The sequence below is a fragment of the Sphingobium jiangsuense genome (genome assembly GCF_014196495.1).
Classification (GTDB): domain Bacteria; phylum Pseudomonadota; class Alphaproteobacteria; order Sphingomonadales; family Sphingomonadaceae; genus Sphingobium; species Sphingobium jiangsuense.
Genome location: NZ_JACIDT010000002.1, coordinates 139,802 through 160,585, shown reverse-complemented (window position 1 = coordinate 160,585; position 20,784 = coordinate 139,802). Strand labels below are relative to the sequence as shown.

The 20,784-nt window shown below is 67.0% G+C and carries 18 protein-coding genes; 13 read left to right on the top strand and 5 right to left on the bottom strand.

Going from position 1 to position 20,784, the window contains the following annotated elements:
• Window positions 1-32: 32 nt before the first annotated feature.
• The gene (locus tag GGR43_RS03130; RefSeq protein WP_188070495.1) at window positions 33-965 is read right to left on the bottom strand and encodes an ABC transporter ATP-binding protein; all 933 of its coding nucleotides are present in this window, start codon (window positions 963-965) and stop codon (window positions 33-35) included.
• 123 nt (window positions 966-1,088) lie between these two features.
• Here GGR43_RS03130 and GGR43_RS03125 point away from each other — a divergent pair, with 123 nt between their 5' ends.
• From GGR43_RS03125 to GGR43_RS03105, 5 genes are all read left to right on the top strand, one after another.
• Window positions 1,089-1,313 carry a zinc-finger domain-containing protein gene (locus GGR43_RS03125; RefSeq protein ID WP_188070494.1) on the top strand — a complete coding sequence of 75 codons (225 nt, stop codon included), beginning with the start codon at window positions 1,089-1,091 and terminating at the stop codon, window positions 1,311-1,313.
• Window positions 1,314-1,332: 19 nt separating this feature from the next.
• Window positions 1,333-2,784 (top strand): metalloprotease TldD, encoded by a 1,452-nt coding sequence (gene tldD / locus GGR43_RS03120; RefSeq protein ID WP_188070493.1) that lies wholly within the window; start codon window positions 1,333-1,335, stop codon window positions 2,782-2,784.
• A 39-nt stretch (window positions 2,785-2,823) separates the two neighbouring features.
• Window positions 2,824-4,038 (top strand): FAD-dependent monooxygenase, encoded by a 1,215-nt coding sequence (locus tag GGR43_RS03115; RefSeq protein ID WP_188070492.1) that lies wholly within the window; start codon window positions 2,824-2,826, stop codon window positions 4,036-4,038.
• Window positions 4,039-4,151: 113 nt separating this feature from the next.
• Complete coding sequence (locus GGR43_RS23485) at window positions 4,152-5,315, top strand: DUF2279 domain-containing protein (RefSeq protein ID WP_246343305.1); 1,164 nt, start codon at window positions 4,152-4,154, stop codon at window positions 5,313-5,315.
• Between the two features lie 137 nt (window positions 5,316-5,452).
• Window positions 5,453-5,923 (top strand): Hsp20 family protein, encoded by a 471-nt coding sequence (locus tag GGR43_RS03105; RefSeq protein WP_188070491.1) that lies wholly within the window; start codon window positions 5,453-5,455, stop codon window positions 5,921-5,923.
• Window positions 5,924-6,647: 724 nt separating this feature from the next.
• Here the strand turns inward: GGR43_RS03105 and pyrG are convergent.
• From pyrG to tpiA, 3 genes are all read right to left on the bottom strand, one after another.
• Window positions 6,648-8,282: a CTP synthase gene (gene pyrG / locus GGR43_RS03100; protein WP_188070490.1), complete on the bottom strand. Its 1,635-nt coding sequence runs from the start codon at window positions 8,280-8,282 to the stop codon at window positions 6,648-6,650.
• Between the two features lie 90 nt (window positions 8,283-8,372).
• On the bottom strand, window positions 8,373-8,756 hold the full coding sequence (gene secG / locus GGR43_RS03095; RefSeq protein WP_188070489.1) for a preprotein translocase subunit SecG: 384 nt from the start codon (window positions 8,754-8,756) through the stop codon (window positions 8,373-8,375).
• Between the two features lie 134 nt (window positions 8,757-8,890).
• A complete protein-coding gene (gene tpiA / locus GGR43_RS03090; RefSeq protein ID WP_188070488.1) occupies window positions 8,891-9,634 on the bottom strand; it encodes a triose-phosphate isomerase in 744 nt (247 codons plus the stop codon).
• A gap of 167 nt (window positions 9,635-9,801) precedes the next feature.
• Here tpiA and GGR43_RS03085 point away from each other — a divergent pair, with 167 nt between their 5' ends.
• The 8 genes from GGR43_RS03085 to lexA all read left to right on the top strand — a co-directional run bounded on the left by GGR43_RS03085 (window position 9,802) and on the right by lexA (window position 18,092).
• The gene (locus tag GGR43_RS03085) at window positions 9,802-11,742 is read left to right on the top strand and encodes a SurA N-terminal domain-containing protein (protein WP_188070487.1); all 1,941 of its coding nucleotides are present in this window, start codon (window positions 9,802-9,804) and stop codon (window positions 11,740-11,742) included.
• Between the two features lie 6 nt (window positions 11,743-11,748).
• Window positions 11,749-13,266 (top strand): anthranilate synthase component I, encoded by a 1,518-nt coding sequence (trpE, locus tag GGR43_RS03080; RefSeq protein ID WP_188070486.1) that lies wholly within the window; start codon window positions 11,749-11,751, stop codon window positions 13,264-13,266.
• 1 nt (window position 13,267) lies between these two features.
• Window positions 13,268-13,867 carry an anthranilate synthase component II gene (locus tag GGR43_RS03075; protein ID WP_188070485.1) on the top strand — a complete coding sequence of 200 codons (600 nt, stop codon included), beginning with the start codon at window positions 13,268-13,270 and terminating at the stop codon, window positions 13,865-13,867.
• Entirely contained in the window at window positions 13,864-14,853 is a 990-nt protein-coding gene (gene trpD, locus GGR43_RS03070; protein WP_188070484.1) for an anthranilate phosphoribosyltransferase, read from the top strand. Before GGR43_RS03075 ends, trpD begins: the two co-directional genes overlap by 4 nt.
• Window positions 14,850-15,641, top strand: a complete 792-nt coding sequence (trpC, locus tag GGR43_RS03065; RefSeq protein WP_188070483.1) for an indole-3-glycerol phosphate synthase TrpC — start codon at window positions 14,850-14,852, stop codon at window positions 15,639-15,641. Before trpD ends, trpC begins: the two co-directional genes overlap by 4 nt.
• A 10-nt stretch (window positions 15,642-15,651) precedes the next feature.
• Window positions 15,652-16,131, top strand: coding sequence for a cyclic pyranopterin monophosphate synthase MoaC (gene moaC, locus GGR43_RS03060; RefSeq protein ID WP_188070482.1), 480 nt, complete (start codon window positions 15,652-15,654; stop codon window positions 16,129-16,131).
• 7 nt (window positions 16,132-16,138) lie between these two features.
• Window positions 16,139-17,323, top strand: a complete 1,185-nt coding sequence (locus tag GGR43_RS03055) for a molybdopterin molybdotransferase MoeA (protein ID WP_188070481.1) — start codon at window positions 16,139-16,141, stop codon at window positions 17,321-17,323.
• Window positions 17,324-17,402: 79 nt separating this feature from the next.
• Complete coding sequence (gene lexA, locus GGR43_RS03050) at window positions 17,403-18,092, top strand: transcriptional repressor LexA (RefSeq protein WP_188070480.1); 690 nt, start codon at window positions 17,403-17,405, stop codon at window positions 18,090-18,092.
• A gap of 561 nt (window positions 18,093-18,653) precedes the next feature.
• Here the strand turns inward: lexA and GGR43_RS03045 are convergent.
• Window positions 18,654-20,759 carry a ComEC/Rec2 family competence protein gene (locus GGR43_RS03045; RefSeq protein WP_188070479.1) on the bottom strand — a complete coding sequence of 702 codons (2,106 nt, stop codon included), beginning with the start codon at window positions 20,757-20,759 and terminating at the stop codon, window positions 18,654-18,656.
• Between the last annotated feature and the right edge of the window lie 25 nt (window positions 20,760-20,784).

Sequence of the window (20,784 nt, the reverse complement as noted above, 5' to 3'; positions counted from 1 at the left end):
GGATAACGCCACTCCGTTTCAGCGGGCCGCCGTCATTCCGCAGGCGCCGTCAGATGGAGGAACACGTCCTCCAGATCCGGCTCCTGCGTGGCGACGTCGATGATGTGAAAGCCCAGGTCGTTGACCGCCTTCAGGACCTCGCCCGCATTGGTCCGGTCCTTGTGATAGGTGATCGACAGCATCTGGTCGCCTGTCCTTTCCACCCGGTCGAAGCAGGGATGGTCCGGCAGATCCTCGACCACCTGATCGATCGGGCGGTCGACGGTCACACGCACGATCTTCTCCTGCGCCATGTTCACCAGTTCGCGCGTCGGTTTGTTGGCGATCAGGCGGCCATGGTTGATGATGGCGATGCGGTCGCACAGCTCCTCGGCCTCTTCGAGATAATGGGTGGTGAGGACGATCGTCACCCCCTGTTCGTTGAGGCCGCGCACATAGTCCCACAATTGCTGGCGCAGCAGGATGTCGACGCCCGCCGTCGGCTCGTCGAGCACGAGAATGGGCGGCGAATGGACCATCGCCTTGGCGACCATCAGCCGCCGCTTCATGCCGCCCGACAGGGTGCGGGCATAGGCGTCGGCCTTGTCCTCCAGATGCACGGCGCGCAGCAGCTCCATCGTCCGCCGCTGCGCCTTGGGCACGCCGTAATAGCCCGCCTGATTCTCCAGCGTTTCGAACGGGGTGAAGAAGGGGTCGAACAATATTTCCTGATTGACGATGCCGATGCTGTTCTTCGCGTTGCGCGGATGCTCGTCTATGTCGAAGCCCCAGATCCGCGCAGAACCGGCGGTTTTCGTCACCAGTCCGGCGAGGATGTTGATCATCGTCGACTTGCCCGCGCCATTGGGGCCGAGCAGCCCGAAAATCTGCCCGCGCGGGATGGAAAGGCTCACAGTGTCGAGCGCCCGCTTGCCGCCTTCGTAAACCTTGGTCAGCCCTTCGATCTCTATGGCGGCGTCTGTCATGCTGTTCCCTGTCATCGGCGGCTTCATAGCGCCTAAAAAACAGCGCGCAAAGGAAGAAGCGGGGCCCTTCACCCCCATCTGCGATATTGCCCCGCCCGGTGGACGGTGATAGAGGCGCTGCCCATGATCCAGCCGCCTGAAATCATCCGCACGAGCAAGACCCGCGTTTCCTGTGACGGTTCGGGGGATATTCCCGCCGCGCTCGGCCATCCGCGCGTCTATCTGGAAATCGATGAAAAGGGCTATGTCGATTGCGGCTATTGCGACCGCCGTTTCGTGCTGATCGGCGGCCCGGCCGATGTCGCCCCGCCGCAGGGCGACGCAATCGGGGGTGGCGCGACGGCCTGAACCCACTATATCGGTGGGCATGACCGATCCGCTTTCCGCCTCCGCCTTCACCGACGCCCGTGGCCTGCTCTATCGCGACGGGCAGCTCGACCCGGACGGCGCGCGCCGCCTGACCGCCGCCGCCCTTTCCAATTGCGACGATGGCGAGCTGTTCCTGCAATATCGTGCGTCGGAAAGCTTCGGCTTCGATGACGGACGGCTGAAAACCGCCGATTATTCGACCGACAAGGGCTTTGGGCTGCGCGGCGTTTCGGGCGAGACGACCGGCTTTGCCCATGCGAACGAAATCAGCCAGGCCGCCATCGCCCGCGCGGCGCAGACGCTGGCGCTGCTCGATCCCGCGAAGCAGCCCCCCGCCCCGCCGCCGCAGCGCACCAACCGCCATCTCTATACCGACGCCAACCCGCTGGAACTGGTGCCCTTCGCCGAGAAGGTGAATCTGTGCGCGACCATCGACGCCGCCGCCCGCGCCCGCGACCCGCGTGTCGCGCAGGTGTCGGTCGGCCTGTCAGGCAGTTGGTCGGTGGTGGAGATCGTCCGCGCCGACGGCTTCATCGCCACCGACATCCGCCCGCTGGTGCGCCTCAACGTCTCGGTCATTCTGGAAGAGAATGGCCGCCGCGAAACCGGCAGCTTCGGCATTGGCGGGCGCTATCTCTACGAGCGGGTGATGGACGAGGCGGTGTGGAACCGCGCGACCGACGAGGCGCTGGCGCAGGCGCGCACCAATTTGCGCTCGGTCGCGGCGCCCGCAGGCGAGATGACCGTGCTGCTCGGCCCCGGCTGGCCCGGCGTGCTGCTGCACGAGGCGGTCGGCCACGGCCTCGAGGGCGATTTCAACCGCAAGGGCACCTCCGCCTTTTCCGGCCGCATCGGCCAGCAGGTCGCGGCCAGGGGCGTCACCGTAGTCGACGACGGGTCGATGGATCAGCGGCGCGGCTCCCTCTCCATCGACGACGAGGGCACGCCGACACGCGAGAATGTGCTGATCGAGGACGGCATCCTCCGCTCCTACATGCAGGACCGGATGAACGCGCGGCTGATGGGCGTCGAGCCGACCGGCAACGGCCGCCGCGAAAGCTACGCCCATGCGCCGATGCCGCGTATGACCAACACCTTCATGCGCGGCGGCGAGGACGATCCGGCGGAACTGCTTTCCCGCGTGAAGAACGGCATCTTCGCCAGGAGCTTCGGCGGCGGACAGGTCGATATCGTGTCCGGCAAGTTCGTCTTTTCCTGCACCGAGGCCTATCGGGTGAAGGACGGCAGGATCGGCGACCCGATCAAGGGCGCGACGCTGATCGGCGACGGCCCCACCGCGATGGGCAAGATCATCGGCATCGGCAACGACATGGCGCTCGACGAAGGCATCGGCATGTGCGGCAAGGCCGGGCAGAGCGTGCCCGCCGGCGTCGGCCAGCCCACGCTGCTGATCGACGGGCTGACCGTGGGCGGCACGGCGGCGGCATAGATCAGGCAAGCAGGCAAGGCGAACAGGGGCAGGCGAAGCATGGCACAGCATTTCGATGTCATCATCATGGGCGGCGGGCTGGTCGGGCTGACGCTCGGCATCGGGCTGTCGCGCCATGGCGTCGCCTGCGCGGTGGTCGACCCCGCCGACCCGGCCAGGACCCTCGCGCCGCAGTTCGACGGCCGCGTGTCCGCCATCGCCAGCGCCAGCTGGAAGCTGTTCCAGGCGATCGGCATCGCCGAGCGGCTGGAGGGCAAGGGCTGCCCGATCGACCGCATCTGGGTGTCGGACGGGCTGCAACCGGGCGCGCTCGATTTCGCCCCGCCGGAGGAGGAAGGCGGGCCGATGGGCATCATGTTCGAGAATCGCGAGACGCGCCTCGCGCTGCGCGACGCCTCGCTCGCCGCCGAAAATCTGACGCTGTTCCAGCCCGACAAGGCCGCGCGGGTGGAGCGCACGCTCGACGGCGTCAACGTGGTGCTGGAAAGCGGCGCGGAGCTGCGCGGCTCGCTGCTGGTCGGGGCGGAAGGCCGCGCCAGCCCGACGCGCGAAGCAGCCGGGATCACCGTCGCCAAGTGGAATTACAATCATGTCGCGATGGTCGGCGCGATCACCCATGAGGTGCCGCACGCCAACACCGCCTATGAGATTTTCTACCCCGGCGGCCCCTTCGCGCTGCTGCCGATGCTGCCGGGCAACCGCAGCGCCGTCGTCTGGACCGTGCCCAGGGATCAGGCCGAGGGCCTGCTGGCGCTGGGCGAGCGCGGCTGGGCGCATGAGGCGCAGAAGCGGATCGGCGGCTTTCTGGGCGAGATCGAGGTTGCCGCCGCGCGCTCCTCCTATCCGCTGGGCTATCATCGCGCGGCGCGGATCACCGACACCCGCCTCGCGCTGGTGGGCGATGCCGCCCATGCGATCCACCCGATCGCCGGACAAGGCGTCAACCTCGGCTTCCGCGATGTCGCAGCGCTGATCGAGGTGATCGTCGACGGCATGCGGCTGGGGCTGGAGCCGGGCGACGCCCAGCTTCTCACCCGCTATCAGCGCTGGCGCAGCCTCGACACGCTGTCCGTCACCATCGCGATGGACGGCCTCGTCCGCCTGTTCGACGTGCCGGGCAAGGCGGCCTCCGCCGTGCGGCGCTTCGGGCTGGCGGCGGTGCAGAGAATGGGGCCGCTCAAGGGCCGCTTCATGGCCGAGGCGCGGGGAGAGGCCGGGCCCCTGCCGCGCCTGCTCACCGGTGAACCGGTATAGGGAACCGTCCGCCGCGCCGGAAAATGGCGGGGCGACGGCCCGGATTGTGCCGTCCGCCGCGTTTCCCTATCCTTGCCGGCCGGTCTCGGCCTCTTGGCCTTTCGGGGAGGACAATGAAGAACAGATCCTGTAGCGCTGCCCCGCCGCGCCCTTTTCCCTTTCCCGGCCATCGGCTTCCCGTGATCGGCCTGCTGGCGCTCTGCATCGGGTTTTCCGGGAATTTGAAGGCGGAAGAAGCGCCCCTTCGGCTGCTGCCGGGGGTGGAAGACTATAGCCTCGCCGAGCCACAGGACGCGGCCTTCCACCTGCCTGTCTCCGCCGGGACTCAGCACCATGGCGACGCGCAGCACCAGCCGCTGTCTTCCATGCCTTCGGGCACGGCCTGCGCGCTGACCTCATCCTGCTTCGCCCCTCTCTCCTTCGCGCAAGAGGCCGGGCGCCACGATCCGCCGCCCGGCCATTCCGGCCCGCCGGACAGCGCCGCCCTCCCCGCCCCCGCCGAAAGCCGGTATCGATCCTTCGGCAGCCAGGCGGGCGCGGTCAAATGGGAAATGGCGGGTATCCTCGCCTATTATACCGCGATCAACGGGACGAAGCTGTTCAAGGATCCGCAATGGCCGCATTTCCATTCGGAAGGCTGGTTCGGCAAATCGACCAACAATGTCGGCATCGACAAGCTGGCGCACAGCTACAGCGCCTATGTGGTTTCGGAAATTCTCTATGCGCGGTTGAAGCGCAAGACGAACGACGCCCCCGGCATCCAGTTCACCGCCGCCGCGCTCGCCTCCGCGACGATGCTCTATACCGAATTGTGGGACAGCATCGAGCCGACCGCCGGATGGTCGTGGGAGGATGTGGCGTTCAACTCGCTGGGGGCAGGCTTTTCGGTGCTGCGCAACTCGGTGCCGAAGCTGGATGAAAAGCTCGATTTCCGGTTGATGATCGTCCCGCATTCCGGCTTCATCTCGACGGAAGGAAAGCGCCATTTCGAGCAGCAGCGCTATTTTTTCGCGCTCAAATTTTCGGGGTTCGAGGGGCTGAACAAGGGGCCGCTGCGGTTTCTGGAACTGCATGCGGGCTATTATGCGAAGGATTTCACGCTGCGCGACCGCGAGATGGGGATAGAGCCCAAGCGGCGGATCTTCGTGGGCGTTGGCATCAACCTGCGCGAACTGTTCTTCCGCGACAGCCGTAGCCGGGTCGGCCGCGCGATCGGCGAAGGGCTGGATTATCTGCAACCGCCCTATACCGCCATCCATCGCCACATCAGCAATTGAGGAAGAGCGCCTCCCCCTTGAAATAGAAAAACCCGCGCATACATCAATGCTGTCCGGTCCCGTTGGGACGGATGTAAAGACCGGATGCCGATATGGGTCCGGGGAGTATTCACTTCGCTCAAGATGAGGATTTGAAAATGCGTGGTTTTGATCTTACCCCTTATCGCCGCTCGACTGTCGGTTTCGATCGTCTGTTCGATCTTATCGAAAACAATGCCCGGCTCGCGCAGAGCGACAACTATCCCCCCTTCAATATCGAACGCCTTTCCGAGGACCGCTATCGCGTGACGCTGGCCGTCGCCGGTTTCCGTGAGGATGAGCTGGACATCGTCGCCCAGCAGAATCTCCTCCAGGTTTCCGGCCGCAAGGCGGAGATCAGCAACGACGATCGCGCCAAGTTCCTGCATGTCGGCATCGCCAGCCGCAGCTTCGAGCGCCGCTTCGAACTGGCGGATTTCGTCCGCGTGGACAATGCGAGCCTTGCCGACGGGCTGCTCGTGATCGAACTGGTCCGCGAAGTGCCCGAAGCGATGAAGCCGAAGAAGATCGCCATCAACGGCGGCACTCTCGTCGATATCAATGCGAGGGAAAACCGCGACGCCGCCTGAGCGCGGGATTGAGGACCGGCTGATCGAATAAGAAGGAGCGCGCCGCCTGGCATGGTGGCGCGCTTTTCCGTTTGCAGGCGGATGGCTGGCCAGGATGAAAGCGAACCTTGCCTTTACCGTCACCCCAACGCAGGCTGGGGTCGCAGACAAGGTTGCGCGTCACCTCCTGAGATGCCAGCCTTCGCTGGCATGACGTGAGAGGGAAAGCAAAAAATACCCCAAAATTGAGACGGGGGTGCGATCCATTGCTGGATCGCCCCCCGTTCTCCTCTCCTACCCCTTCACCTGGCCAGACACCCCGCCGTCGCAGCCCATGGGGCGCTGATACGGGACGTCACCCAGTCTCATCCGGCGAACGAAGGCGATGCCTGCGCCTGCCGGATGCAAAGACCTGAAATGGAAATGGATAATCGCACGTCAGCATGTGGTCATATGCGAACAACGCACAAAGCCGGCAGGTTCCCATCCGCCGGTCGACCATGAACTACTGCGTATGCTGCACCATTCCGCAGGCCTTCAAACCCTGGCTTTCAGGGGGTATAACTATTTTATCAGCGCCACGCAATCCATTCATGCAACATTAATTGCGTCGGATGCAATCGCCTGATCCGGGCAGGAAAGACCTGGTTTTCCAATCAGTTACCAACCGCGCGCACGCCCGCCGCCGCTGGCGGCGACAGGGAAAGCACCGCCAGACGACCGGCTTTTCGGATGAGGCGACTTGTCAGACGAGGCGGCTTTGGCGGACCGCGGCCTGTATGAAGCTGGCGAACAGCGGGTGCGGATCGAACGGCTTGGATTTCAGTTCCGGGTGGAACTGCACGCCGATGAACCACGGATGGTCCGGCCGCTCGACGATCTCCGGCAGGCGCCCGTCCGGCGACAGGCCGGAGAAGAGGAGCCCGCCCTTTTCCAGCGCGTCGCGATAGCCGATGTTCACCTCATAGCGGTGCCGGTGGCGTTCGCTGATGTCCTGCGCGCCGTAAATGCCCGCCACCTTGCTGCCCGGCGCGAGCTTTGCCGGATAGGCGCCCAGCCGCATCGTCCCGCCAAGATCGCCGTCGGCGCTGCGCTGCTGCAAGCCTTCCCTCGCCATCCATTCGGTGATGAGGCCGACGACCGGCTCGCTGGTTTCGCCGAATTCGGTGGTGGAGGCGTTGGCGATGCCCGCCGTGTTGCGCGCGCCCTCGATGCAGGCCATCTGCATGCCGAGGCAGATGCCGAAGAACGGCACATTGCGTTCCCGCGCGAAGCGCACCGCCGCGATCTTGCCTTCCGACCCGCGCACGCCGAAGCCTCCGGGCACAAGAATGCCATGCATCGATTCCAGCCGGGCGGCGATGTCGTTGTCGTCCTGTTCGAACAGTTCGGCGTCGATCCATTTGACATGGACCTTCACCCGATTCGCGAGGCCGCCATGGACCAGCGCCTCGTGCAGCGACTTATAGGCATCGGGCAGGCCGACATATTTGCCGACGACGCCGATCGTCACCTCCCCTTCGGGATTGGCGTAGCGGTCCATGATGTCGACCCAGCGGTCCATTTCCGGCTGCGGCGCGTCGGTGATGCCGAAGGCGTGCAGCACCTCGTCGTCCAGCCCCTCGGCGTGATATTGCTCCGGCACCGCATAGATGCTGGGCGCGTCGAGCGCGGGGATCACCGCCTCGGGCCGGACGTTGCAGAACAGCGCGATCTTCGCCCGCTCGCTGTCGGGCAGGCGCTGCTCGCAGCGGCAGAGCAATATGTCGGGCTGGATGCCGAGCGAGGTCAGCTCGCGCACGCTGTGCTGGGTCGGCTTGGTCTTCAACTCGCCCGCCGCCGCGATATAGGGCACCAAGGTCACATGGACGAAGATCGACTGGCCCCGCCCCAGATCGTTGTGGAGCTGGCGGATCGCCTCCATGAAGGGCAGGCTCTCGATATCGCCGACCGTGCCGCCGATCTCGCACAGCACGAAATCGAGGTCCTCGGTATCGGCCCTGGCGAACGCCTTGATCTCGTCGGTGACGTGCGGGATCACCTGCACCGTCGCGCCGAGATAGTCGCCGCGCCGTTCCTTGGTGATGATCGTCTGGTAGATGCGCCCCTGCGTCACATTGTCCGACTGGCGCGCCGAAACGCCGGTGAAGCGCTCATAATGCCCAAGGTCGAGGTCGGTTTCGGCCCCGTCGTCGGTCACATAGACCTCGCCATGCTGATAGGGCGACATCGTGCCGGGATCGACGTTGAGATAGGGATCGAACTTGCGAATGCGCACACGATATCCCCGCGCCTGCAACAGTGCTGCAAGCGAAGCGGCCATGAGGCCCTTTCCAAGCGAGGAGACCACGCCGCCGGTGATGAAAATATACCGCGCCATGGGAGAGGAGGCTTACCCTTATTTCATGAGGAAGGGCAAGCGCGCGTTGCGGCGCGCCTGCAAAAAATTATCGGAAGATGTCCGGTGCCCTTATTGGGCGAGCGGAACCGCGCCGTTGGCCGCGCCTTCCGCGCCGCCGCCGACCTGCTGCGCCGCGCCGGACAGCGGATCGCCAGAGGCCGGGGCCTGCGGCACGGGCGAGGTCGCCGGGGCCTGCTTCACCAGCGAGGTGTCGATATCGGTCGGCGCATGCTTCACCGAGGCGATGATCGCCAGCACGATGCTGAGGCCCACGAACAGCGTGGCCAGCACGGTGGTGGAGCGGGTGAGGAAATCCGCCGCCCCACGCGCCGACATGAAGCCCGAGGGGCTGCCGCCGACACCCAGCCCACCCCCTTCGGACCGCTGCATCAGAATGACGGTAACAAGGCAGGCGGCGATGATCGCCTGCACGACAAGAAGAAAGGTGAACATGGTTATGCTGTCCGCAAACTCGAAAATCCGTTGCCAAGGCCCTTAGCCGGGAAGGCGGCGCTATTCAACCATGGGCTCAACCATGGGCCGGGAATTTCCCTTGCCCCTCCATGTCCCGCGCCGCCGTCCGGGGTTCAGGCGGCCGCGGCGATGATGGGCGCGAAGCTTTCCGCCTTCAGGCTCGCCCCGCCGACAAGGCCGCCGTCTACATCGGGCAGCGCGAAGATATCCGCCGCATTGCCCGCGTTGACCGACCCGCCGTAGAGGATGCGCACGCCGTCCGCCGCGTCCGCGCCCAGCGCCTCGCGCAGCGCGCCGCGAATCGCGCCGTGCATTTCCTCGATCTGCTCCATGGTCGGGATACGGCCGGTGCCGATCGCCCAGATCGGCTCATAGGCGATGGAGAGCCAGTCCGCGCCCGCCCCTTCGGGCAGCGACCGCGCCAGTTGCTCCAGCACGAAGTCGAGCGCCTTGCCGCCGTCCCGCGTGTCGAGGCTTTCGCCAAGGCACAATATGACCTTGAGGCCCGCTTCCCGCGCCGCCAGCGCCTTGGCGGCGACGTCGGCGCTGCTTTCATGCTGGTCGGTGCGCCGCTCGCTATGGCCGACGATCACCCAGCCGGCGCCCGCTTCCCTCACCATCTCCGCCGACAGGCAGCCGGTATGCGCACCGCTGCGCGCGCCGTGGCAATCCTGCGCGCCGATGAAGGCCGCGCCCGCCACCGCGCGGGCTGGCTCGATCAGCGTCGCGGGCACGCACAGCCCGACCTCGACCGCCGGATGCTCGCCCGCCGCGCGGCCGATCGCCTCCACCTCGCCGAGCTGCGCGCGCAGCCCGTTCATCTTCCAATTGCCCACGACGAGCTTGCGCCGGCCCATATGCCTTACTCCTGCACCAAGGATGATCCGAATGCCGCCGGGCGATAGCGTCCCTGTTCCCAAAGTCCAGTCCCCGCTTGAAGGCAAGGCCGACTGCCCCTAAAGCAGCACATGATTTTTCGGCTGCCTTCCGGCCAGCTGCCATCCGGGATGTTCAGGACGCTTCCATGATCAGTTTCTTTCGCCGCCTCATCGGATCCAAAGTGGGCGCGGGCATCGGCATCGCCTTTCTGGCGCTGGTCGCCTTCGCCTTCGCGGCGGGCGACATCACGTCCAGCGGCAATTTCTCGTTCGGCGGCCTTGGCGGCGGCAACGCGACGAAGATCGGCGGCCGCAAGCTGACCGATTCGGAGGTGCAGGCCCGCGTCCAGCGCGTGTTCGAACAGCAGCGCCGGGACAATCCGGGCATGCAGATCGCCCAGTTCATAGAGCTTGGCGCAGTGCCGCAGATCTACGACCAGCTCGTCGCGGGCATCGCGCTCAATGAATTCGCCCACCGGCAGGGCATTCACGTCTCGAAACGGATGGTCGACGCGCAGATCGCGCAGATTCCCGCCTTTCATGACGCGACCGGCAAGTTCGACCAGAATATCTTCCGCCAGCTGCTGACCTCCCAACGGTTGAGCGAGAAGGAATTGCGCGCCGATATCGAGCAGGAAATGACCGGACGGCTGGTCGTCACCCCGGCGACGCTGGGCGCGCGGCTGACCGACAGCCTCGTGCTGCCTTATGCCTCGCTGCTGCTGGAAGCGCGCGAGGGGCGCATCGCCGCCATTCCCGCCGCCGCCTTCCCCAGCGCGGACAAGCCAACCGACGCGCAGCTCGCCGATTTCTACAAGAAGAACGCGGACCGTTACACCGTGCCGGAACAGCGCCGCCTGCGCTATGCGATCGTCGATGCGGAGCGTTTCGCGGCGGCGGCGGCCCCGACCGACAGCGACATCGCCAAATATTACGCCGCCAACAAGGACAGATATGGCGCGCGCGAAACCCGCACCATCGAACAGCTGATCCTGCCGAGCGAAAGCGCGGCGAAGGCCGCGCTGGGCGCGGGATCGCTGGCGGCGGCCGCGAAGAAGGACGGGCTTTCCGTCTCCACCGCCGCGCAGGTAAGCAAGGCGGATTTCGCGAAGCAGGCGTCGCCGGAGGCCGCCAACGCCGCCTTCGCCGCGCCGCAGGGCAAGATCGCCGGACCGGTGAAGGTCGCGCTCGGCTGGGCGGTGTTCCAGGTCACCGCCGTCCAGAAGATCGCCGAACGGCCGCTCGATGCGGTGAAGGGCGAGATCACCGCCGCGCTCAAGGCGGACAAGAGCAAGGCGCTGCTGTCCGACTTCACGTCGAAGGTGGAGGACGAGATCGCCAATGGCGCGACCTTCGACGAGGCGGTCAAGGACAACGGCCTGAAGGTCGAAACCACGCCGCTGCTGCTCGCCACCGGACAGAGCGTCGAAAAGGCCGATTATGCGGTCGCCGACGATGTGAAGCCGCTGCTCCAGCCCGCCTTCGGCATGGATGCGGACGACGACGCCCAGTTCGTGCCGATCGTCCAGGAGCAGCGCTATGCGCTGGTCGACGTGACGGATATCGTCGCGGCCGCTCCTCCCCCGCTGGAGAAGGTGAAGCCGGTGATCGTCCAGCACTATCTGCTGCATCAGGGCGCGCAGAAGGCGAAGGCGCTGGCCGACAAGCTGAAGGCGCAGATCGACAAGGGCACGCCGTTCGACAAGGCGCTGGCCGGTGCGGGCGTCGCCCTGCCGCCCGCGCAGAAGGTCTCCGGACGCCGGGCCGAGCTGCTGCGCGGCGACCGCCGCCCGCCCGCCGAAATCTCGATCCTGTTCGCGATGGCCAGCGGCACCGCGAAGATCCTGCCCATCCCGGAGGATCGCGGCTATTTCCTCGTCATGCTCGACAAGATCCAGCAGGGCGACGCCGCCAAGGTGCCGGGGCTGGTCGATCAGGTGCGCGCCGACCTCACCAATGTGGTCGCCAATGAATATGGCGACCAGTTCGAGCGCGCGATCGAGCGTTCGCTGGGCGTCAAGCGCAACCCGGCGACCCTTTCCCGCGTCACGCAGGAACTGCGCAAGATCAACGGCGCAGCCCAGTAAGCGATCATGACCAAGGCCAGAGCATCGGACATCGCCGCCATCAGGGCATCGCTGGACGCGGGGCGCTCCGCCCTGCTGTGGCGCAAGCAGATCGCGGACACCGAAACGCCCATTTCCGCCGCGCTCAAGCTGATGCAGCCGGAACGGGGCGATTTCCTGCTCGAATCGGTCGAGGGCGGATCGGTGCGCGGGCGGTTCAGCCTGCTCGGCATCGCGCCCGATCTCGTGTTCCGCGCCGAGGGCGACAAGGCGCAGCTCAACCGGCACTGGCAGACCGACCGCGCCGCCTTCACCGACGCGCCGGGCGACACGCTGGCCGCGCTGCGGGCGCTGGTGGAGGAATGCAAGGCCGATACCGATGTCGCGCTGCCCCCGGCCCTCGCCTGCCTCGTCGGCCATTTCGGCTATGAGACGATCGGCCTCGTCGAAAAGCTGCCCCGCCCGGCGCCCAATCCGCTGGACATGCCGGACATGCTGTTCGTGCGCCCGACGGTCATCCTCGTCTTCGACCGGCTGGAGGACGCGCTCTATCTCGTCGCGCCACTCTGGAAGGAAAAGAGCGCGGACATCGACCGCGCGCTGGACGAGGCGCGGGACAGGCTCGATGCCGCCGCCGCCCGCCTTGCCGGGCCGCTGCCCGAACAGCCCGTGCCCGACAGTCTTGAGGACGCGCAGTTCACGCCGGTCCTGCCCGCCGGCCGCTATGAGGAGATGGTCAATCGCGCGAAGGACTATATCTTCGCGGGCGACATCTTCCAGGTGGTGCTGGCGCAGCGCTTCACCGCGCCCTTCCCGCTGCCGCCGCTGGCGCTCTATCGCGCGCTGCGGCGGATCAACCCGTCGCCCTTCCTCTATTGCCTCGACATGCCGGGCTTCTCGCTGATCGGTTCCAGCCCGGAAATCCTCGTGCGCGTGCGCGACGGAGAGGTGACGATCCGCCCGATCGCGGGCACCCGGCCGCGCGGCAAGACCGCCGCCGAGGACGCCGCCAACCGCGATTCGCTGCTCGCCGATCCCAAGGAACGGGCCGAGCATCTGATGCTGCTCGACCTCGGCCGCAACGATGTGGGCCGGGTGGCGAGCGCGGGGACGGTCACCGTCACCGACAGCTATACGATCGAATATTACAGCCATGTGATGCACATCGTGTCCAATGTCGTCGGGCGGCTCGATGAAAAGAAGGACGCGCTCGACGCGCTGTTCGCGGGCTTTCCGGCGGGCACCGTCTCCGGCGCGCCCAAGGTCCGCGCCTGCGAGATCATCGCCGAGCTGGAGCCGGAGACGCGCGGCGCCTATGCCGGCGGGGTCGGCTATTTCTCGCCCGACGGGAATATGGACAGCTGCATCGTGCTGCGCACCGCCGTGCTCAAGGACGGGGTGATGCACGCGCAAGCGGGCGCGGGCATCGTCGCGGACAGCGACCCCGCCTATGAGCAGCGCGAATGCGAGGCGAAATCCGGCGCGCTGATGGCCGCCGCCAAGGAAGCGGTGGAACTCGCCCGCGAAGGGCGCTACGGGCAATAGCATGATCCTCGTCATCGACAATTATGACAGCTTCACCTGGAACCTCGTCCATTATCTGATGGAGCTGGGCGCGCAGGTGGAGGTCGTGCGCAACGACGCGCTCACCGCCGATCAGGCGATCGCCACCGGCGCGGAGGCGTTCCTCCTCTCCCCCGGCCCCTGCACCCCCAATGAGGCGGGCATCAGCCTCGACCTCGTCGCCGCCTGCGCGCGCGAAGGCAAGCCGTTGCTGGGCGTGTGCCTGGGCCATCAGTCGATCGGCCAGCATTTCGGCGGCAAGGTGGTGCGCGGCGGGCTGATGCACGGCAAGACCTCCCCGGTCAGCCATGACGGCACCGGCCTGTTCCAGGGCCTGCCCTCGCCCTTCATCGCGACCCGCTATCACTCGCTGATCGTCGAGGACATTCCCGACTGCCTGATCGTCAACGCGACCAGCGACGACGGCTCGGTCATGGGTTTCCGCCACCGGGAGCTGCCGATCCACAGCGTGCAGTTCCACCCGGAAAGCATCGCCACCGAGCATGGCCATGCGATGCTCGCCAATTTCATGACGCTGGCGGGCATGACGCCGCAGCCGATCGCGCAGCGGACAAGCGCATGACCGGCCTGCCCGATCCGGGCGCCCCGCTTTCCGAAACGGAGGCCGCCGGTGCCTTTGCCGCAATCCTCGACGGCGGCCCCTCGGATGACACCATTCGCGATTTCCTGACGCGGCTGAGCGAACGGGGCGAGACCGCGACGGAAATCGCCGCCGCCGCCGCCGCGATGCGGGAGCGGATGATCCGCGTGCAGGCGCCCGAAGGCGCGATCGACGTGTGCGGCACCGGGGGCGACGGCCTCCATACGCTCAACGTCTCCACCGCCGTCGCCATCGTCGTCGCGGCCTGCGGCGTGCCGGTCGCCAAGCATGGCAATCGCGCGGCCTCGTCCAAGGCGGGCGGCGCGGATACGCTGGAGGCGCTGGGCGTCCGGCTCGATATCTCGCAGGAAGAGGCCGAGCGGCAACTGGCCGACCTCGGCATCTGCTTCCTCTTCGCGCAGCGCCATCATCCGGCGCTCGGCCGCCTCGCGCCCATCCGCAAGGCGATCGGGCGGCGCACCATCTTCAACCTCACCGGCCCGCTCGCCAATCCGGCGCAGGTCCGCCGCCAGATCGTCGGCATCGCGCGGCCCGATTATGTGACCATCTGCGCCGAGGCGATGCAGAAGCTGGGCATGACCCATGCAATGCTGGTCGCGGGTGAGGACAATATGGACGAGTTGTCGCTGAGCACGCCCAATCGCGTGGCGGAACTGAAGGACGGCGCGATCCGCACCTATGCGCTCGACGCGCCCGATATCGGCCTGCCCCGCCATCCGCATGAGGCGATCAAGGGCGGCGATGCGGCCTATAATGCCGACGCGCTGCGCCGTCTGCTGCTGGGCGAGCAGGGCGCCTATCGCGACGCGGTGCTGTTCAACGCGGCGGGCGCGCTGATCGTCGCCGACCATGCCGCCGATTGGGGCGAGGCGATCGAGGAAGCGGCCGAAGCCATCGACAAGGGGCTGGCCAACGCCCTACTGGACTGCTGGATTGCGTGGAAATGACGAACAAGCTCATCGAAATTTGCGACACCAAGCGGAAGGAAGTCGCCGCGCGCAAGGCGGGCACCAGCATCGCCACGCTCCAGGACCGCGCCGCCGCGCAGACGCCGCCGCGCGGGTTCCGTCGCGCGCTCGACAAGGCGGCGGAAACGGGCTTCGGCCTGATCGCGGAAGTGAAGAAAGCAAGCCCATCCAAGGGATTGATAAGAGAGGATTTCGACCCCGCCGCCCATGCCGCCGCCTATCAGGCCGGGGGCGCAGCCTGCCTCTCGGTGCTGACCGACGCGCCTTATTTCCAGGGGCATGAGGATTATCTGATCGCCGCCCGCGCCGCCTGCCGTCTGCCGGTGCTGCGCAAGGATTTCATGGTCGATCCGTGGCAGGTGCTGGAGGCCCGCTCGATCGGCGCGGACGCGATCCTCATCATCGTCGCCGCGCTGGAGGACGGGCAGATGCAGGAGATCGAGCAGACCGCGCTCGACCTCGGCATGGACGTGCTGGTCGAGGTGCATGACGCGGCGGAGATGGAGCGGGCGAGCCGTCTCAAATCCCGGCTGATCGGCGTCAACAATCGCGACCTGCGCGACTTCACCGTCGATTTCGCGCGCACCTACGAACTGATCGGCCATGCGCCCGAAGGCTGCACCTTCGTCGCCGAAAGCGGCCTCTCCTCGCATGCCGACTTACAGGCGATGGCCGGGCATGGCGTGCGCTGCTTCCTCGTCGGCGAGGCGCTGATGCGCCATGCCGATGTCGAGGCGGCGACCCGCAGGCTGCTGACCGGCGCGTAAGGAGAAGCCGATGCCCCGCCTCACCCATATCGACGACAAGGGCGCGGCGCATATGGTCGATGTGTCGGGCAAGGCCGAAACCGTGCGGCAGGCGGTCGCCACCGGCCGCATCGTGATGAACGGCGAGGCCCTGCGCGCCATTGCCGGGGGCAGCGCGGCCAAGGGCGACGTGCTGGCCGTCGCGCGGATCGCCGGGATCATGGCGGCGAAGAAGACGTCGGAGTTGATCCCGCTCTGCCATCCCTTGCCGATCAACAAGATATCGCTCGATCTTGAGGTCGATGATGAAGGCCTCGTCGCCACAGCCACCGTCCGCACGCAGGGCCGGACAGGAGTGGAGATGGAGGCGATGACGGCGGTTTCGGTGGCGCTGCTGACCGTCTACGATATGGCAAAATCGCTCGACAAGGCGATGATCATTAAAGATATCCGTCTGCTGGAAAAGAGCGGCGGCAAGTCCGGCGACTGGCGCGCGGACGAACAGGAATGAGGCGCTGATGGCCCTCCTCCCCGTCGCGGAAGCGCAGGCCCGGCTGCTGGCCATGGCTGCCCCCCTGCCGCCGGAGGAAACGGCGCTGGCCGAAACGGCCGGGCGCTGGGTGACGCGAGAGGTCGGCGCGCTGCGCTCCCAGCCCGCGGCCGATCTTTCCGCGATGGACGGCTATGCGATCCGCCATGCCGACCTGCCCGGCCCCTGGACCGTGATCGGGGAAAGCGCGGCGGGCGCGGGCTTTGGCGGAGCGGTCGCGCCCGGCGAGGCGGTGCGCATCTATACCGGCGCGCCGATGCCCCCCGGCGCGGACTGCGTCGTCATTCAGGAAGAGGTGACGCGCGAGGGGCAGCGCCTCACCCTTTCCGGCGAGGAGCCAGGCTATCCCGGCCGCAATGTCCGCAAGGCCGGTTCGGATTTTTCCGAGGGATTTCCGATCCTTCCCACCGGAACCTTCCTCACCGCTCGCCATGTCGCGCTGACCGCGCTGGCGGGCCATGGCGCATTGAGGCTGCCCCGCCGTCCCCGCATCGCGCTGGTGTCCACCGGCTCAGAGTTGGTCCCGCCCGGCGCGCCGCTGCGGCCCGGCCAATTGCCCGCCTCCAACGCCGTGATGTTGCAGGCGATGCTCTCGGGCCTGCCCTGCGAAACCAGCGATTGCGGCATCATCGCCGACGATTTGGCAACACTGACCGGCTGTTTCCGCGATCTGGACGACCACGATATCATCGTGTCAACCGGCGGGGCCTCGGTCGGCGATCATGATCTGGTGAAACCGGCGCTGGAGGCGGCCGGGGGCAGCATCGACTTCTGGAAAATCCGCATGCGCCCCGGCAAGCCGTTGATATGCGGGATGAACGGCAAGGCGCTTTTCCTCGGCCTGCCGGGCAATCCGGTTTCGGCCTTCGTCACCGCGCATCTCTTCCTGCTGCCGCTGGTCCGCCACATGGCGGGATGCCCGGCCCCGCTGCCCGACCGGCGCGAGGCGGTGCTGGGCGCGGACATGCCCGCCGTCGGCGGCCGCGACGATTATGTCCGCGCCGCATGGGACGCGGAGGGCCGCATCCGCCCCCTGACGCAGCAGGACAGCGCCGCCACGCTCGGCCTTTCCATGGCCGAGGCGCTGATCCTGCGCCCGGCGGCCAGCCCCGCCGCCCGCGCCGGGGAAAGCGTCGCCGTACTTCCCATTTGAGGCGCGCGTCGGCGCGCTTGACTTGTTCCCAAACGTTTCCTATACGTTCCGCATTCGTTCCTTACAGACGGGATGGGCGATGCTGACGGCCAAACAACAGGAATTGCTGCTCTTCATTCACAAGCGGCTGGAGGAAGGCGGCGTATCCCCTTCCTTCGACGAAATGAAGGACGCGCTCGACCTCAAGTCGAAATCGGGCATCCACCGCCTTATCAGCGCGTTGGAAGAACGCGGCTTCATCCGCCGGTTGCCGAACCGGGCGCGGGCGCTGGAAATCGTCAAGCTGCCCGAAGGGCTCGGCAAAGCGTCGCCGTCTATCTCCGCCGTCACGCCGCTCCAGCCGCCGCGCGCCGCGCCGATCCGGGAAATTCCGGTCGCGGCCAACGACGTGATCGAAATCCCGCTGCACGGCCGCATCGCGGCGGGCGTGCCGATCGAGGCGATGGAGGGGCAGACCATGCTCTCCGTCCCCGCCGCATTGCTGGGTTCGGGCGATCATTATGCACTGGAGGTGTCCGGCGATTCGATGATCGAGGCGGGCATATTGGATGGCGACTATGCGCTGATCCAGCGCACCGAAAATGCGCGCGAAGGCCAGATCGTCGTCGCCCTGATCGACGAGGCCGAAGCGACGCTCAAATATTTCCGCCGCGAGGGCCCGCGCATCCGCCTCGACCCGGCCAACGCCGCCTATGAGCCGCAAATCTACGATCCGCGACAGGTGCGTATCCAGGGCAAGCTGGCCGGGCTGTTGCGACGCTATAATTGATCGGGAGAGGCGCGGCTGCGGTCGTGCCTCTCCTCCCCGGCGAGCATCGCTTGCAGCGGATCACCTATAGGCGGCTTTCGGCCTATGGGCTGACATGGGAGAATCGTTCGGGCTGAGCTTGTCGAAGCCCTGCCCTTCTTTGCAGTTCAGGAAAATGGCGCTTCGATCGATAGGGCGCGGGAACCGTTCAGGCCGATCGCATTGAGTTTCGCGTGGAGGCGCGGAGTGAAGGGATGAGCTGTAGGCTCGCCCATAGCGTTGCACGGACCTGAAAGAGGAAAGCAGCAAAGTTACTCCGCGTGGGAACTCAGCGCGTTCGCGCCCAGTGTTTCTCTGGCTCAGCGATCTTCGCTTCAGTGCCTTTCCGCTTCGCGCTTCTCATCTCTGCGTCTCCGCGCCTCCGCGTGAACTTTCAATCATTGATGGGGCACGAATGATGCTGCTCACCAACCGTCCCAATATCGAGCCAGCCCCCAACCCCGTGAAAACAATGCCTTGGGACCGGCATTTCAATCAACCCGGTAACCGCACAGGCCAACCGCCATCCCAACCCGCGCCTCCTCACGGCGCTACCCAAGGATGGCGATCCCCCGGCCGCCTGACCCCGCTCCAGCTTTCCTGCTCCAGATAAAGGGCGACGCCACCCGTCTGCCGCAGCCTCGCCCGGTCGAGTTTCAGCCAGCGCGGGGAGCAGGCCGGGGGCAGGCGGCGGTCGCTCACCACGATGTCGGCGCGGGCGCAGGCGTCGACCAGCGCCTGCCATGGCACGGTCATGTCGCTATGAGTCGCCAGGATCATCCAGTCGCGCCGGCTCCCCGCGATCCGCACGGCGCACATGTCTCGGCTGCACCGCGCCTCAGGCGCCCGCGACAGCGCGCCCATCGCCGCGCCCGCCTCCTTGCCACCACCTTCCCCCGCCGCTGCGCCGATGATGCCGCGCACATAATCCCCGGCCCCGTCGCGCAACAGCGCGATGCGGCCGTCGGCGAAGCGCACCGCCATATGCCGCCCGTCGCCCGTCACCACCACATCGGGCGCGGGCATCGTCAGCAGCACGGCGGCCCCCGCGCACAGCGGGACCAGCCCCACAAGGCGCACACGGGTCCGCCAGATCAGCAGCCACAGCCCGCCCAGCATCATCAGCGCGAACGGCACGCCGGAGGCGACGGGCAGCGCCCATGTCGCCAGCGGATGGTCGGCCACGCGGTGCGCCACCAGCAACAGCAGCGCCAGCGCCTTGCCGGTGATCCACCAGAACGGCGCGCCCAGACCCACGACATCAGCCAGCAATGCCAGCGCCTCGGCGGGCATGACCACGAAGGTCGTCAGCGGAATGGCGATCAGATTGGCGAGCGATCCCAATATCCCCGCCTGATGAAAATGATGCAGGGCGATCGGCATCAGCGCCAGTTCGATCGCCACGCCGGTCAGGAACAGGGCGAGCAGCGCCCGCCCCGCCTTCATCCCCCAGCCCTCGTCGCGCGCGCCCGTCAGGCGGCGGAACCAGGGCGCCTCGGCCAGCGCGATCAGCACCGCGACCGCCGCGAAGCTCATCTGGAAACTCGGCCCCATCAGCGCATCCGGCCAGAAGATCAGCACGACCAGCGCGCCCGCCGCCACCAGCCGCAGGCTGATCGGTTCCCGCCCCAGCGCCAGCCCGCCCAGCACCAGCAGCGCGGCGATGCAGGAACGGATCGTCGGCACCTCGGCCCCGGTCAGCAGCGTATAGCCGATGCCCGCCACCGCGCCCGCCGACGCCGCGATCAGCATCAGCGGCAGCCCCAGCGCGAGTCGCGGGCTGAGCGCGAGCAGGCGATAGACCAGCATCACCACCGCGCCGATCAGCGCCGACACGTGCAGCCCGCTGATCGACAGCAGATGCGCAAGGCCGCTGCGGCGCATCGCATCGGCATCCTCCTCGCTGATCGCGCCCCGGTCACCGGTCGCGAGCGCGGCGGCGATCGCCCCCTCCCCGCCCTCCAGCCGGGAGCGGACATGATCGGCCAGCCGCAGCCGCATCGTCCCTTCCCGCTGCGACGCGGGGCGCAACACCTCGATCGGCGCCAGCGCCCGGCCGGTCGCGCCGAGGCCGAGGAAATAGGCGCGCTCGGCAAAATCATAGGCACCCGGAACGGCGGGCGGCGCGGGCGGCATCAGGCGCGCGCGGAACGAGAGCAGCGCGCCCCGGCCCATCTCCGCGCGCCAGTCCTTTTCCGGCACGTTGACGCGGATGCGGGCGGGCAGCCCCAGCGCCGGGTCGGGCGCGACGGTGATGCGCGTCCGCTCCATCGCGGGCTGCGGCTCGACCGAAAGGACCTCGCCCCGCACCTCGATGAACACCGGCCGCGCGAGGGGCTTTTCACCCCAGACCAGCGCCTTGCCCCAGATCAGGACGCAGCCCGCCGCCGCCAGCAGCGCGCCCGTGACCAGCATCATTCGCAGCCGTCCACCGCGCGGCAGCGCCAGAAAGGCCAGCGCGAGGATGGCGCAACCGCCCGCCCAGGCCGCCCAGCGTGCCGGATCGGGCAGGGAATACCACGCGATTATGCCGATTCCCAACGCCACGGGCACCCACAGGGCGATCCGCTCCCGCTCCGCCTCCAGCCAGCGTTCCACCCGGTCCAGCGCTATGGCAAAAGGCCGGTCCCGGTGCGGTGCAACATACATTTGTGATAGTTGGAAAGCCATGCTA

Coding starts and splice junctions, on each gene's coding strand:
- GGR43_RS03130 (WP_188070495.1), bottom strand. CDS start 965: ATGACAGACGCCGCCATAGAGATCGAAGGGCTGACCAAGGTTTACGAA.
- GGR43_RS03125 (WP_188070494.1), top strand. CDS start 1,089: ATGATCCAGCCGCCTGAAATCATCCGCACGAGCAAGACCCGCGTTTCC.
- tldD (WP_188070493.1), top strand. CDS start 1,333: ATGACCGATCCGCTTTCCGCCTCCGCCTTCACCGACGCCCGTGGCCTG.
- GGR43_RS03115 (WP_188070492.1), top strand. CDS start 2,824: ATGGCACAGCATTTCGATGTCATCATCATGGGCGGCGGGCTGGTCGGG.
- GGR43_RS23485 (WP_246343305.1), top strand. CDS start 4,152: ATGAAGAACAGATCCTGTAGCGCTGCCCCGCCGCGCCCTTTTCCCTTT.
- GGR43_RS03105 (WP_188070491.1), top strand. CDS start 5,453: ATGCGTGGTTTTGATCTTACCCCTTATCGCCGCTCGACTGTCGGTTTC.
- pyrG (WP_188070490.1), bottom strand. CDS start 8,282: ATGGCGCGGTATATTTTCATCACCGGCGGCGTGGTCTCCTCGCTTGGA.
- secG (WP_188070489.1), bottom strand. CDS start 8,756: ATGTTCACCTTTCTTCTTGTCGTGCAGGCGATCATCGCCGCCTGCCTT.
- tpiA (WP_188070488.1), bottom strand. CDS start 9,634: ATGGGCCGGCGCAAGCTCGTCGTGGGCAATTGGAAGATGAACGGGCTG.
- GGR43_RS03085 (WP_188070487.1), top strand. CDS start 9,802: ATGATCAGTTTCTTTCGCCGCCTCATCGGATCCAAAGTGGGCGCGGGC.
- trpE (WP_188070486.1), top strand. CDS start 11,749: ATGACCAAGGCCAGAGCATCGGACATCGCCGCCATCAGGGCATCGCTG.
- GGR43_RS03075 (WP_188070485.1), top strand. CDS start 13,268: ATGATCCTCGTCATCGACAATTATGACAGCTTCACCTGGAACCTCGTC.
- trpD (WP_188070484.1), top strand. CDS start 13,864: ATGACCGGCCTGCCCGATCCGGGCGCCCCGCTTTCCGAAACGGAGGCC.
- trpC (WP_188070483.1), top strand. CDS start 14,850: ATGACGAACAAGCTCATCGAAATTTGCGACACCAAGCGGAAGGAAGTC.
- moaC (WP_188070482.1), top strand. CDS start 15,652: ATGCCCCGCCTCACCCATATCGACGACAAGGGCGCGGCGCATATGGTC.
- GGR43_RS03055 (WP_188070481.1), top strand. CDS start 16,139: ATGGCCCTCCTCCCCGTCGCGGAAGCGCAGGCCCGGCTGCTGGCCATG.
- lexA (WP_188070480.1), top strand. CDS start 17,403: ATGCTGACGGCCAAACAACAGGAATTGCTGCTCTTCATTCACAAGCGG.
- GGR43_RS03045 (WP_188070479.1), bottom strand. CDS start 20,759: ATGTATGTTGCACCGCACCGGGACCGGCCTTTTGCCATAGCGCTGGAC.